The sequence below is a fragment of the Paenibacillus sp. FSL H7-0714 genome (genome assembly GCF_038003765.1).
GTDB lineage: Bacteria > Bacillota > Bacilli > Paenibacillales > Paenibacillaceae > Paenibacillus_AQ.
Window position 1 is genome coordinate 4,598,294 of record NZ_JBBOPT010000001.1, and the last position, 13,974, is coordinate 4,612,267.

The window sequence follows — 13,974 nt, forward strand, 5'->3', positions numbered from 1 at the left end:
CTATTGAATATTATAGTCTGATTATACTATATTATGAGGTTTCTAGAGGTGGGTAATCCTAGTTTCAAAGGACAAAAAAAAGAAACTCCGTTTTGAGCGGAGTTCCCTTTTTTTAAATTATATCGAATCACTACTCTTGTTCATTAGCATTTCTACCATTTCTTGATAACCCCTATTTTGCGCATGCTGTAAGGGACTAACTCCGTTAGAATCTGCTATATGAATATCAGCACCATGATGTATTAACAATTGCACTATAGCCTGATGTTCTTTGCCCCCATCGCCCAGTATGATAGCTTCTAGTAATGCAGTCCAACCCAGATTATTGACATGATCAATATTGACGTCAGAACTTGTAAGAAGTTCTTCCACAATATCCATATGACCACGGTCTGCAGCAGGGATGAGTGCGGTCCCCCCAAACCTATTCACAATTGAGGTATCAGCACCTGCAGCAATAGATACCTTCACAAAATCAAGCATTCCTTCAGCTCCTGCATAAAGAAGTGGATTATCCGAGCGATTGTCGCGGATATTGATGTTGGCACCTTTTTCAAGCAATAATTTGAATATATCCAGTTGATTCGTGTGTACAGCGATTAAAGCGGGCGTTCTACCCTCATTATCTGTAACATCAATATCTGCACCGTCTGTTAATAGTTTTGTTATAAGCTCCTTATCTCCTTGACGAGTCGCAGCTAACAGTGCTTGGTTCAGCTTATCCATTTCATTGTTCACCTCCTGAGTTGATTGCTGCCCTTGGTTGTTTAACACCTTGAAATCATCGGTCTGACATCCTGATATAAAAAGTAAGAGTGTTAAGACGAGAAAGCGCATGACATTCAACACCTTTCATGTAGACTCGCCTTATTTCGAAGTGAATGTGGCTTGAGAGGTTGCCCATGCGCCTAGTGGTGTCACAGTATACACTGTCCCAGCAGCCAATTTACCGCTATCCGTAATATCGAATACACCTACGGCACCTTTACGACTGGAGAATTTATAGGTTGCAGCCCATTTGTCTCCGTTTGGAGCGGTTAGTTGTACACTACGACCCGAAAACAATTCATCACCAGGGTCTTGAGCCAAGGATACATTGATGGATGTATCGCTGACAGCTTCAGCGCCAGAGATTTGCAGTGGCGCTATTTCTTTTGCTTCGAATGAAGGATTTGATATATTGGCCCAGTCGGATGTTACGGTATATTTCACACCTGGTTTCAAGACTTGTCCTTCAGGAAGCCGGAATTTCGGCTCAATCTTACCATCTGTCGATTGTGTAAATGGAACATACTTGGCAACGATGGATTCTCCATCTTCTGGGGTAATCGTTACTTGTCTACCTTGCATGGAAGGAATGATTTGATACGTGATGCCATTTGCTCTGTTGTTCTCATCCAAAACAAATGCGTTAGCACCACGTCCACCACTGTATGCAGAGATGACATATCCATAGTCAATGACGCCATTTGTTTTCAGTGCTTCAATCTCAAAGGTGTCGTTGGTTACCTGAGTGGTTGCTGTCATATCCACCTTGGCTGCGTTTCCTACAAATGATCCTGCATTCTTACCTTTGTACGTTAAATTATAGGTTGTTCCAGCTTTTTGCACCGATGTAGGAACAATGTACGTTGCAACAGAACCCGATTTCAGCCGCGGCATATTCGTTAAGGTTAGACCGTCATTGAATACAAAATCTTCTTTTGCTTTAGCAAACACCTCATTCTCAGCTGTCAAAGGAGCATCTAAGGTTACGATTAATGTAATTTCATTGATCGATTTCACACTTGTAATTTGAGCTTTATCGGATGGCATTGCTTTACGTGCTGTATTCAGTAAGGCCGCTGTTTCGCCACGTGTTACAGGTCCAGAAGTGGATTGCAATTTATTAGCCCAGTAGTTAACCGATAAGACATCACGCTTCAACGCCTTCGATACAACTTGCACGATTTCTTCATCCGTTACCGTTTTATTAGGGCTGAATTTACCATCTTCCGTTTCCATTATCCCTAAACCAACAAGTACTGACGCATATTTGTAATACCATACGTTCGAATTCACATCGGTGAATGGGGCAGTGTTCTCTTCAGTGCTTTGTAATTTAAAAGTCAATACTACCATTTTCGCTAATTCTGCACGATTGATTGGATTGTTCACACCCATCGAATGATCTGCATAACCCTGTAACACACCTAATCCCGCAAGTACTTCAACGGCTTCTTGAATTTCTTTATCTGATAACTTAGATGCAGCTGCGGATATTCCTATGTTGCCTGATGTAGGTGCTGCTTGTACATTTAACACGGCAAAGGGTAAAGAGGTTGCGCCTAGTGTTGCTGCGATCATTAATGCTGCTGCTTTTTTAGAAACGATTCTCACTGTATTTCCCCCTCTAAAATCATTAAGTTATTTGTTGCTCATGTCTATAACTGAATGATAAAGGAAAGAAATAAACTCCCCAGAAACGATTTATTAATAAAGTATTAACTAGAGCTTAAAATTATCGAAAACCTTAAAGAAAAACGCCATTACACCGTAAACCGGTATCCCGCACCCCACACCGTTTCAATATATTGTGGATTCGAGGGGTCCGCTTCCAGCTTCTCCCGTATTTTGCGAATATGAACCGTAACCGTTGCGATATCTCCGCTGGAGTCCATCCCCCAGATCCGTTCGAATAAATCATCTTTGCTGAATACCCGATTCGGATGACTCGCTAAAAAGACCAGTACATCGAACTCCCGAGCGGTAAACAAAACCTCATGATTACGTACATACACTCTGCGGGCATTTTTATCGATATGAACTCCACGGATTTGGATCTCATGCTTCTCCATTGGCTCTAGCTTGCTGAGCATGCGTTCATATCTCGTTAGGTGCGCTTTCGCTCTTGCCACTAATTCACTTGGACTAAAGGGCTTCGTAATATAATCATCCGCTCCGAGATTAAACGCCCGAAGCTTATCGATCTCCTCTTTCTTCGCAGATACGATAAAGATCGGCACTTCCTTAGCCTCCCTAATACGGCGGCATAATTCAAAGCCATCGATGCCAGGTAACTGCAAATCTACGATAATAAGATTATAATCCCCTTCAAGAGCCTGCCCAAGCCCTTCAGAACCTGTATGACATATATCAACGGCAAAACCGTTCAGTTCAAAATAATCTTTTTCCAATTGCGCTATCGTTGCCTCATCTTCAATAATCAGAATCCGTGTCATGCGAATGAAATCCTCCTTCATCGGTCGTTCGCTTTAAAGTAAAGAACAAGCTTGATCCCACACCTGGTTCACTTTCCATCCATATCGACCCACCATGCCCTTCAATAATCTGACGAGCTATCGCAAGACCAAGTCCGCTACCGCCTGTCGATAGATTCCGAGAAGGCTCTGCACGATAAAACCGTTCAAAGATATGTGGAAGTGCTTCAGCATCAATACCCATTCCATTATCCTTCACTTCAACAGTCACCCATTCACTATCCACTTGCAGAGAAAAACGGATGAAAGGGTCCGGCTTGTCCATATACTTCAGCGCATTTCCAATTACATTCAGTAATACCCGTTTTAATTTATCTAAATCTGCAACAACCTCAATACGCTCGGAGTTATGGTCGTCTAGCTGAAATGAAACTCCTTTATTTTCGTTATGGTAGCGCATCTCTTCGATACAATCCTCAAGGAATGCAATAATATCCACAGCTTCGAACGAAAATGGGACCTGATTCAAATCCAGCTTGGAATATAGGAACAATTCATCAACCAATTTATCCATTCCAATGGTTTTGTTATAAATAATGTCGACGTACATGTCCATCTTCTCAGGTGTATTGGCGACACCATCTCGTATGCCTTCAATAAACCCTTTAATATTCGTAATCGGAGTACGTAAATCATGTGAAATATTTGAGATTAATTCTTTCCGATTCTCCTCATATTGCAGACGAAGGCTCACTGACTCTTGTAACCTCTGTCTCATCGTCTCAAACGCTTTATTTAACTCCCCAATCTCATCTTTGGATTGCAGGTTAAGTTCAAATTGAAGGTCACCCTCTTGAATTCGTTCTGCGGAATCCCTTAACTTGTTCAGTGGCTTAATAACACTTCGTGTAATCCAGCGATATAATAGTACATTCGCAACCACAAGAACGCCAATTAATATCAATGAAAAGATCGGTAGCAGCCTCCGTGTGAGTTCCGCAAAAGGGCTATGCTCTTTGATGACGAAAACACTGCCTTTCGCCCCATCCGAATATTTAAAGTCAAATTTGGCATAGCCATAAAATCTTTCTTTAATATTAAACGTGTTACGAATCTGATAGTTATTGAGATCGTAAGGAGGTAAAGCATCCTTTAATTCAGGTTGATTGAAGGTGCGCGATTCAAACACAGGGTCATTTACTCGCCTTACAAATAGTCCCGCTTTCTCTGTCTTTAGCTTAAAATCATATTCCAGTAACAAATCCTTGTTCTGCAATTCATCCGGGTCATGCTTGGCTAAATACTTTAATTCTAAAAAAATCGACTCTTCTTGCTCCGACAACGGATTTAATTGATAGTGCACTTTATAAAAATCCCTAAGACTATGAACATCTCCAGTTGATGCAATTGTAAATAAAGCTGCCGTCATTACGATGATAAGTAAACTAACGACTAGCATTCCCGTATAAGATAACAGTAATTTTATCCGAATCGACACGACTGTTCCCCTCTCACTAACATTGGATCCGCTAAATAGTCATCTCCGTATTTTAGTGAAATACTATCACATGGGGAGAGCGTTTGCTAACAGAAAAAAACTTCTACCAACACTTCGGCAGAAGTTTTTATAGAACTTAATTTACGCGAGATCATCAAATGCTATATAGATTGATCTGATGATTTTCCTATTTCGGGTTGGTCGCGACTCCAGAGAATGTTTGGACTTCCGGCCGCTGTTGTCTGCAGATTTCTTGATTTATACCGTTCTTAACGGTTGAAATCCGCAGACTGCCTATGCTTTCGAAGCGAGCTTTCCTACGGTAAGCTTTCGGGCGGACGCTACCGCTCCTACAGTTCCAAAATTCCCTTCCACCACTTTTCCCTTTTTTGAATATTTTCAAGTTCATTCTATATTGGTACGTTTTCCAGTGATGAGAATACTTTATCGAAGCCTGCTTTAGAACGAGAAAATAATTCAGATGAACTTTGCGCGGAAGCTGGCGCCAGAACTTCTTGGGCGATCACACCGGCATACCCGATCTTTTTCAGGCTTCCCAAGAATCCTGTGAGATCAATAGAACCTTCTCCTGGATACAATCGATCGAAATCTAACAATTCCTCTGTCGATAGAGGTTTAGCATCATTAATATGGACATATGCAATTTGATACGGTTGTAATTTCAGCAGATCCTCACTCGTTAATCCATTCGTATGCCAATGGTAAGAATCCAATAACAATCCGATGTTCCTTACTTGAATCGTCTCCATCCAGCTCAACGTATCTTGCATCGTCCAGATCAGTGGATTTGCCCATTGTGTACGTAAGTGATGAGGGCCTACGAACTCTAATGCTAATGTAATTCCATAAGCGCCTAATATTTCCGCGCATAGTCTTAAACGTCTCGTGGCTGCAATCATAAAAGCTGCGACCGGAAGATCTGTCGAAGGTAAAATATATGTACAACATGTCGTACAATTTAATGCAGCAGCGGCCTCAGCCATTTGGGTAAGCGATTTCAACCCTTCTCTAAAGCTTTCCTCTGTTGTGCGCCAATCTACCACTAAACCAAATGATCCTAGCATGATGCCATGGCTTTCCAGCAATTGAACAGCCCCATCCTTACCATACTGCTGCACTAACTCCAATGGATTTGCGTCTATCGACTGAAAGCCGAATTGGCTCGCAAGTCTGATATATTCTTCATTAGAACTGAGTTCACCCAAACCTGCTGTTGTTAATCCTCTTATCATCGTCGTTCTCCCCCTTATGACCAATCTAACAGTTCGTCATATCTAGTCTAGCGCATCGTGCACTCGAATAAAACCATCTCTAGTCCCCTTTAACAAATTCTACGATCTAATTGCAATAATGTTTTTTGTCAAAAATTAAGATGGGGTAGGAGGCTTATGGGGGGACGACAAGCCCTTCCTTTCATTTTCGTTCAAAGATCCTTATACTTGCTTGGAGAAGCATTTCAAGGGAGATTGAACAGTATGGACATAAAAAAATTGCAATACTTTATCGCAGTAGCAGAGGAACTGCATTTTAACCGTGCAGCAGAGAAGCTGAATATGACGCAGCCTCCCTTAAGCCAGCAAATTCAAGCTCTGGAGAATGAGATTGGTGTGAAACTATTAGAACGGAACAAAAGACAAGTTCGTCTAACGCCAGCGGGGGCGGTATTTCTAGAGGAGGCTAAATCCATTCTATCTCAACTGGAACGCTCTATTAAAACAACACAATTAGTCGATCAAGGAATTATCGGACATTTGAACATTGGATTTATAGATTCTGCAGCTGGTGGAGTATTGGTCGATATGTTAAAAATGTTTCGGGAACGTTATCCACAAGTACAACTCACATTACATGAGATGACATCTGCTCAGCAGTGGCAGGCTTTACATGAAGGAACGATTCACATTGGATTTGTACGTTATACAGAGTCGGGCAAGCATATCGACCATCGTCCCTTAGTCAATGAATCGCTTGTTGCCGTTTTGCCAGAGAAGCATCACCTAGCTCATTTACCGGTGTTATCCATTCGCTCTTTAGCTTTAGAGCCGTTTATATCGTTCCCACGTCATTTAGGAGCTCCTTTTCATGACCTCATTATGAGCTTCTGCGCCCAACACGACATGTATCCGAATGTTGTACAGGAAGCCATTCAGATGTACACCATTGTAAACTTGGTAGCTGCTAATCTTGGAGTTTCCATTGTGCCCTCTTCAGTTGCTATTTTTCAGCGCGAAGGTGTCGTATTTCGTCCCTTTGAAGAAAGCACACCATCGATTCCCCTTTATGCCGCTTGGAGAACCGATTCCGATCGTGCCTCCTTATCCGCGTTACTAGAGATCATAGGACAAATGAGTTCAGAAGTTATTAATGGTGAATGATATAATATTCAGCCCGTTTTTCTAGGATCACGTTCAACGAGCCCTTCTAGCACCCTATCGATTTGCATCATAACTTCCCTATCCAGACGAACTCCCGCAGCTTTGGCATTTTCTATTACTTGCTCAGGCTTGGATGCCCCAATAATTGCAGATGAGACTTGTGGATTTTGCAACACCCATGCTATAGCCAATTGCGGAAGCGTCAACCCAACTTCGCTGGCGATGGTAGAGAGATTCGAGATCGCCTCAAGCACCTCAGTCCGAAGCCATTGACCCGCCAATTTATTCATAAAAGGTGAGCCCGCAGCTGTTGAAGCACGAGAACCCTCTGGCAATGGTTGCCCTGGCATATATTTGCCTGAAAGAATCCCTTGAGCAAGCGGTGACCAGACCACCTGTCCAATCCCTTCCCGCTCACAAGCTTGAACTACCTCCGTCTCCATTACGCGCCATAACATCGAATATTGAGGTTGACTAGCCACCAATGGCACCTTCAATTCCCTCGCCAAAACAGCACCTTCTGCTATCTGATCCGCCGTCCACTCACTTATCCCGACATAGAGAACCTTACCTTGACGCACCAGATCCGAAAAAGCCAAGAAGGTCTCTTCAAGGGATACTGTTGCGTCAAAGCGATGCGCATAATAGATATCAATATAATCGGTCTGTAATCTGTTCAGTGAAGCATGGCACGCCTCCATAATATGCTTGCGAGACAGACCTCTTGCGTTACGTCCCGTCCCTGTGGGATGGCACACCTTGGTACACAATTCGATATCAGCTCTGTGCACTCCTTTTAATGCTTGGCCCAGCACCATCTCAGCTTTCGTATCGGAATATACATCTGCAGTATCAAATGTTGTGATCCCTACATCCAATGCAGCGAGAACACAAGCATGGGCAGTATCATTGTCCACTTGAGCACCATGTGTAATCCAATTACCATAAGCAATCTCACTTAGATGTAAACCACTCGTTCCTAATTTGCGATAGTTCAATTTATACCCTCCTTTAGATAACAATCTGATTGTAACAAAGAGATATTAATACGAGAAATACTCTTTGATATGCGATTTAATTCAAAAAAGATATTACTGAGATACTTAAAGATAATAAAAAACGCCCTTTAGGCGTTTTTTTCGGTAAATATTTTGTTTTGAAACTCTAACTTCGCCTATACTCCGGTGAGTATTAACCTCCAAGCCTTGTTACCGCACCACAACTAACAGTACAATAATTCCGAGCCAAAACAGCCAGCTTAATGGGTGACCGAAATTTAATCCCCAGCCGACTCCGAGCCTTTTCTTGACGATTAGGTTTGGATCTTTGGGATTGAAATAAATCATACCAAATCGCCATTTATCATCATCATGGACAGGTCTGACATTGGAGCTATCGGCAGATCGCTCCAAGCGGCTTTCGCCCTGACCAGCCCAGAACGTTAAGGCCAAGGCGTATAGGATAATAAGGGCTATTATGATTAGGATAATAGGGATAGCGAAATTCATGTTAAGCAGAGATATCATGTTTAGTTGCACGACAGAAAACAGGATAACCATTAAGAAGCTTGCTGTAAGCATAAAATATGACCAAGTACGGCGGTAAGTTGCGTCTTGTCTGATGGAACGGTTAGGATCATTGGGTTGAACCTGCTGCTTTACTCTGCGAATACTCCAATTCTCAAATATGAACAAAAGTGTTATGAACACTTGCATTATTGTAGGCATAAACACAGAACTAAAAGATTTAGCTGCATAGCGGTCTACGTTCCAACTGCTGTTGTAATGGATCGGAATCTGATCAGGAATCAGATCGTAGTTGTATAGCACAGTTACAATACTAACAACAGTAATTAAAACATGAATGAGGAACCAATTATTAGACAAGCCAATGTTTCTTTTCCGAAATCCAGTGTCCACTGCCATGATCGATGGTTCCAGAGCAATAGGCAGCATAGGTAGTAAACTTTTCATTTTGAAATGATAGCTAATGTTTATGACTAGGGAGATTACGACCATGGCGAGTGAATAAGTGACAATGATCCAACTTTGTTGCTTGGAATGTTCATCACCGTATATTAGACAGATGATACAAACCATGAATAGGATGGTATGCAAGGTAGCACTAATCCTAGCATATGACTTCCGCATCTGGCGCAGAGGCTCACTATGGAATTGTACAGGGCTGACGGTGACCCCAAAACTAATCGTCTCTCTTGTTAAATAAGGCATGCTTACCATGAGTACAATGGCAGGTACAAATACAAAGATCATTACTATAACAGGCATTATCGTCATATCATTCGCCTCCTCTTATATATAAGTGTGTATTCAAAACTCTATAACCCTTATAGCATAGGCGATTCATCACTATGCCTTTTTGCGTATGATTATCCTATTAACTTAGGATAGGTAATCGACTTGAACATAAATTTTATTATAATCGATTTTAGTGACTATTGGGGTGAAATTAACAATTTATCCAGTTTTTTCGCTACGCAGAGCTACTCATCTGACAACTGAATTATGGCAAGTACATCTGTTTGAAATTCTATGTAGGTAAAGGACTCGCCTCGTATCTGCAATGGTGCGGATTACTGCGTCAGAGTATAAATAAGTCCGTCCATGCTTAATATAATACTTGCTCATTCGGATACTCCCGCTACGAGAATGGAAATTTGGATGTTCCCAGCGCCGTTTTAATTACGCTAGCTAAATTCCATAAAGTAAGCATCGACTATATTTTGGGTCAGACAGATAACCCTAAGCGCTATCCCAGCAATAATTAATAATCCGCAACACAAACAAGCTTCTGTGATATTCACAGGAGCTTGTTCACGTCTAGGCTAAAGCATAAATAATTACTTCAATGCTACAAACAAATCAATCTCATTCTCTAGACTTTCTGGTTTATATCTTTCATCCCAAATTTCAAAATCATAATCCTTTGGTTCATTTCCAGTTTCTCTAATCCATTGTCCATATACATAGTCATATGAACGACTGAGATCGGATTCAAGTCCCTGATGTGTGTAAGTAACATACTTACTCTCACCGACAGCATGACCTATCATATCTAACGGAACATCACCTTGTTTACTTACTTCATAACAAAGAATATGTGTAAACCTGTCAACCTGAGGATTAAAATCGGGCTCCATAGGATAAATCTGTATTAAGATTACATTCTCATTTTTCTTGTCTTGAATTTCGTCTTTTCTTTCAAATAGCGAATCATAAATGTTCTTACCAAGACCAGACTCAAACTCATTAATATCTGCTTCAATTTTGTAACCTACAACATGAAAAGGGGATAATGTTACTACTTTAGCTTCCAGAAAATCTCCTCCATTCAAAATAAGGAATACTATTTGATTATACTATTAAGTGGAAGAATAGTTCGATCTACTTAAAGCACTTTACAATAAAAAAGCTTCCACCATACTCTGGTAGAAGCTTCTTATCGCAATTTAATCATTCAAAATTTCAATCATTTTTCTTGTCTTCGCTAGCTGCTCCACAGTAAAATCATGCTGAGCAGATGCATATGCGCTAAAGACAATATCGAGCACAAATAATTGCGCAAATCTTGAGCTTGTTGCCGCACTACGAAGCTGCGTTTCCGGCGCACGTGATGTAAATAAAGAAACATCGGCAAGCTGAGAGAGCTTGTTATTACCAGGACGAGTGAGGCTGATTGTTTTTATCCCCTGTTCCTTAGCTCGTTTTAATAATTGAATAACCTCTCTCGTTTCACCGCTATACGAAATCCCCCAGAAGACGGCATTTTCTGATTTCGTAGCCATGGCTGCCGCCAATAAATGACGATCTGAAATCGCATATACATTTTTGCCTAGCCGAAGCCATTTTTGTGCTGCATCTTCTGCAATAATAAATGAGGCACCTATCCCATAAACATAAATCACTTCTGCCTGTTGTAACAGGCTCACTGCCTGCTCTATAGATTGTGCGTCGAGTTAACTGGCCGTATTCTGAAAGGTCAGTATGGTGTTCGACAGAAATTTATCAATGATGGAATCAACGTTTCATTCGATTCAACATCAAAGTATCTAACATGCGGCGTGTTCTCTACCTCCGCGGATAAACGGATTTTCAGCGCTGGAAAGCCCTCTATTCCAAGCGACCGACAAAAACGAACAACCGCCGCACTGCTTGCCTCCGCTTTTGTCGCTAACTCATGTATGGTCATATGCAGCACTTCTTTAGCATTTGCAAGAATGTACTCCGCTACTTTTTTCTCTGATTCTGGCAATTCATTTAAGTCTAGCTCAATTTGCGAAATCATACTTCCCTGCAATTAAACCCGCTCCAACAAATGCAGGAATCATTGGTATGAAATTATTTCCGATTTTTCGCAAAAAGTTCTTGAACGGTTTATCATTCTTCTTTTTAAGCTGCGCCTTCATTTGTGCGCTTTGTGCTTGTAATTGCTCAGCCGAAGTCGCTATTTTCCTAATACTCATTTAGACTATATTGAGCAATCTAAATTTTGTATCACTTCTATGATTCCACACGTTCCATTATTGACGAATTTTTTTTTCAACATTAAACTATAAGTTAAGAAATTAAATTTCAAAAAAACCGTTTTTTTCATTTATTAAATTTATCCCAACATTACGGCGCAGGAGGAAATGAAAGATGACGACGACACCAAACATCATCGTAATGAACCATCCAACTAGAGAGCAGCTTGAAAAGATTTACGATATTTTAGATGAATGCTTTTCCGTAGGCCGAGCTTTTTTCCAAGAAAGATTAGACCTAGACACCACATATGATCCAGATACAACATGGTTTGCGATGGTTGACGATAAGATTGCATCTAATGTACAAATTTTTCCGTTTCATATTAGAGTCGGTCAAGCGATCTTGAAAACGGGTGCAATGGGGAGTGTCGGTACAGATCTAAATTACCGCGGGCTGGGGCTTGCACACAAAATTCTTCATGCGCAGACCAACTATATGAAAGAAACCGATTATGATATAAGCTTGCTTTTGGCTAGCAAGCATGCGTTTTATGAAAAGGCTGGCTGGAGACTTATTCCGGAGACTGCTTTCGCAATTGAAAAACCAGCAAGTTTGGAGCAGCAGCAAAACAGTGATGAAATCATTCCTTTTGAAGCATGTTATCTCGATGATATCCGTTTCATCTATGAACAATTCAATAAGAATCGTACCTACACCGTGATCCGAAGTAGAACGTATTGGAATGATTTATTGACCTGGCCGGAATGGAAGAAAGTTGACTGCTTGCTCCTTCGCAGAAATGGAAAAATCGTCGCTTATGGCATCATTGAAAAGAAAGATACTGAACAAGTATTTATTAATGAATTATTGTATTTGAACGAAGCCGAAAACGGCGTTGAAGCTTTGTTTCATGCCTTATGTCAGCTGCGCCAAAATGCAAAGCAAATATTAGCGATGCTCCCAGAGGACCATAAGCTATATTCCTATTACCAACAACATCAAGCAAATTCAATTCAAATCAATATGGCGATGTGGAAAATGATCAATCTCAGTTCAACTTTCCATAAGCTTCAGCCTGAATTAGAAGATCGCCTAAACCGTAGCAACATAATTGCAGACCAGGAACTGCATATTGCACTTCGCAGCAATGAGGACTGTATCTACTTGGATTATAAGCAAAAGCGGCTTACTGTTTCCGATACTAGTAATCATACCAATCCCTATACTTCAATAGAAGTAGATGAACGTGAGCTAATGACTTATATCATGTTCGGCTATAATGAAGCAGGCGCAGCAAAGGACAGTACTGAGCACGCTAACATCCTTCAAGCTCTATTTCCGAAACAACAAGCCGTGTTTTATTTGACCGATAAATTTTAAGCCATTTTTGATTCCTACCATTTTAAAATAAGCGTGTGTCGCAAGTCCAACTGCTCGGACTTATGACACACCCTTATTTTCCATAGCGACAAAAACTAGTCGTTGTTCATTTTTGATCTTCCTAACAGGACAGCACCGTAGGCTGCATCCTTAATCGGCAAAGTCAGCTTTGTTTGCGCGTAGCTCTGTGCGAGTTTTCGCTCCAAGGCTTCTTTCACAAAGCGAGACTTTTGCAGCACACTTCCTGCAATCGCAATCGGACTTTCATATAGCTTAAGCCGTTCAATAACAGGCACAACAAGCTCATATAGATTGGCTGCACATTTCTCCGCTAACGCTATTGCATGTGCATCGCCCTTCTCGCATGCGGTCGTCATAATCGGTGCGAGCTGCGCAATATCTTTTTTCGTCGTATTTTTATCATAAACAAAGCCAATAATCTCTTTCACAGTGCTTAATCCAAGCTGCTCATATACCATCGCTGGGATGACCGTATCGGTTATTCTTCCGTCCTCCACTTGAACTAATACGGATAATAGATCGCGCCCAATGCTATAACCGCTTCCCTCGTCATCAATCAGATGACCAAAGCCTCCTGTGCGATGCTGCTCTCCTTTTTCATTGACCCCAAAGCAAATCGATCCTGTACCGGCAATGAGAATGATGCCTTGCATCGCATTTTGTGCCCCGTATAATGCGGTTTCTTGATCGCCTGTAATCGTTAATGACCCGATATAACCGTTATTTCTCACATGCTGCTCCAAAAAATTGATGACCAGCGGATTACTTATTCCTGCCGCACCTATACATATATGAGCAACTTCTTGTAAATTACCGCAGTAGAGCTTCGTTTGACTAAAAATTTCCTCAAAGGAGGCGGCAATAGCATCAGCATCACCACCGTTATAATTAATAGGCCCTACAGTAAAGGTGAATAAAGAGTCTTCCTGGTCATGCGTAATGGTGACAGCTGTTTTCGTGCCACCCCCATCAATTCCAACGATAAATGCCAT

14 protein-coding genes and 1 pseudogene are annotated in these 13,974 nt (G+C 41.3%); 3 read left to right on the forward strand and 12 right to left on the reverse strand.

Features of this window, described 5'->3' with window-relative positions; translation table 11 throughout:
- Positions 1-117: 117 nt before the first annotated feature.
- The 5 genes from NST34_RS20595 to NST34_RS20615 form a co-directional block, all read right to left on the reverse strand.
- On the reverse strand, positions 118-726 hold the full coding sequence (locus NST34_RS20595; protein ID WP_081393152.1) for an ankyrin repeat domain-containing protein: 609 nt from the start codon (positions 724-726) through the stop codon (positions 118-120).
- A gap of 141 nt (positions 727-867) precedes the next feature.
- Entirely contained in the window at positions 868-2,379 is a 1,512-nt protein-coding gene (locus NST34_RS20600; protein WP_341128675.1) for an S-layer homology domain-containing protein, read from the reverse strand.
- 149 nt (positions 2,380-2,528) lie between these two features.
- Positions 2,529-3,221 carry a response regulator transcription factor gene (locus NST34_RS20605; RefSeq protein WP_076299284.1) on the reverse strand — a complete coding sequence of 231 codons (693 nt, stop codon included), beginning with the start codon at positions 3,219-3,221 and terminating at the stop codon, positions 2,529-2,531.
- Positions 3,199-4,698 carry a sensor histidine kinase gene (locus tag NST34_RS20610; RefSeq protein ID WP_076299285.1) on the reverse strand — a complete coding sequence of 500 codons (1,500 nt, stop codon included), beginning with the start codon at positions 4,696-4,698 and terminating at the stop codon, positions 3,199-3,201. The genes NST34_RS20605 and NST34_RS20610 overlap by 23 nt, the downstream gene beginning before the upstream one ends.
- A 410-nt stretch (positions 4,699-5,108) precedes the next feature.
- Entirely contained in the window at positions 5,109-5,951 is an 843-nt protein-coding gene (locus tag NST34_RS20615; RefSeq protein ID WP_076299286.1) for a sugar phosphate isomerase/epimerase family protein, read from the reverse strand.
- A gap of 243 nt (positions 5,952-6,194) precedes the next feature.
- Here NST34_RS20615 and NST34_RS20620 point away from each other — a divergent pair, with 243 nt between their 5' ends.
- Positions 6,195-7,094: a LysR family transcriptional regulator gene (locus tag NST34_RS20620; protein ID WP_076299357.1), complete on the forward strand. Its 900-nt coding sequence runs from the start codon at positions 6,195-6,197 to the stop codon at positions 7,092-7,094.
- 8 nt (positions 7,095-7,102) lie between these two features.
- Here NST34_RS20620 and NST34_RS20625 read toward each other — a convergent pair whose 3' ends face one another.
- Positions 7,103-8,092, reverse strand: a complete 990-nt coding sequence (locus NST34_RS20625) for an aldo/keto reductase family protein (protein WP_076299287.1) — start codon at positions 8,090-8,092, stop codon at positions 7,103-7,105.
- A gap of 210 nt (positions 8,093-8,302) precedes the next feature.
- Entirely contained in the window at positions 8,303-9,391 is a 1,089-nt protein-coding gene (locus tag NST34_RS20630) for a DUF1648 domain-containing protein (RefSeq protein WP_076299288.1), read from the reverse strand.
- Positions 9,392-9,747: 356 nt separating this feature from the next.
- Here NST34_RS20630 and NST34_RS20635 point away from each other — a divergent pair.
- Positions 9,748-9,882, forward strand: a pseudogene (locus NST34_RS20635) (helix-turn-helix domain-containing protein); the annotation flags it as partial.
- 72 nt (positions 9,883-9,954) lie between these two features.
- Here NST34_RS20635 and NST34_RS20640 read toward each other — a convergent pair.
- From NST34_RS20640 to NST34_RS20655, 4 genes are all read right to left on the reverse strand, one after another.
- A complete protein-coding gene (locus tag NST34_RS20640; RefSeq protein WP_256716280.1) occupies positions 9,955-10,449 on the reverse strand; it encodes a GyrI-like domain-containing protein in 495 nt (164 codons plus the stop codon).
- Positions 10,450-10,563: 114 nt separating this feature from the next.
- Positions 10,564-11,043 (reverse strand): SIS domain-containing protein, encoded by a 480-nt coding sequence (locus NST34_RS20645; RefSeq protein WP_256716281.1) that lies wholly within the window; start codon positions 11,041-11,043, stop codon positions 10,564-10,566.
- A gap of 50 nt (positions 11,044-11,093) precedes the next feature.
- The gene (locus NST34_RS20650; protein ID WP_256716288.1) at positions 11,094-11,399 is read right to left on the reverse strand and encodes a MurR/RpiR family transcriptional regulator; all 306 of its coding nucleotides are present in this window, start codon (positions 11,397-11,399) and stop codon (positions 11,094-11,096) included.
- On the reverse strand, positions 11,383-11,577 hold the full coding sequence (locus tag NST34_RS20655; protein ID WP_076299289.1) for a hypothetical protein: 195 nt from the start codon (positions 11,575-11,577) through the stop codon (positions 11,383-11,385). Before NST34_RS20655 ends, NST34_RS20650 begins: the two co-directional genes overlap by 17 nt.
- Before the next feature lie 175 nt (positions 11,578-11,752).
- On the opposite strand from NST34_RS20655, the gene NST34_RS20660 reads away from it, so the two are divergent.
- Positions 11,753-12,961: a GNAT family N-acetyltransferase gene (locus NST34_RS20660; protein WP_076299290.1), complete on the forward strand. Its 1,209-nt coding sequence runs from the start codon at positions 11,753-11,755 to the stop codon at positions 12,959-12,961.
- A gap of 95 nt (positions 12,962-13,056) precedes the next feature.
- On the opposite strand, the gene NST34_RS20665 is transcribed toward NST34_RS20660, so the two are convergent.
- A complete protein-coding gene (locus NST34_RS20665) occupies positions 13,057-13,974 on the reverse strand; it encodes an N-acetylglucosamine kinase (RefSeq protein WP_341128676.1) in 918 nt (305 codons plus the stop codon).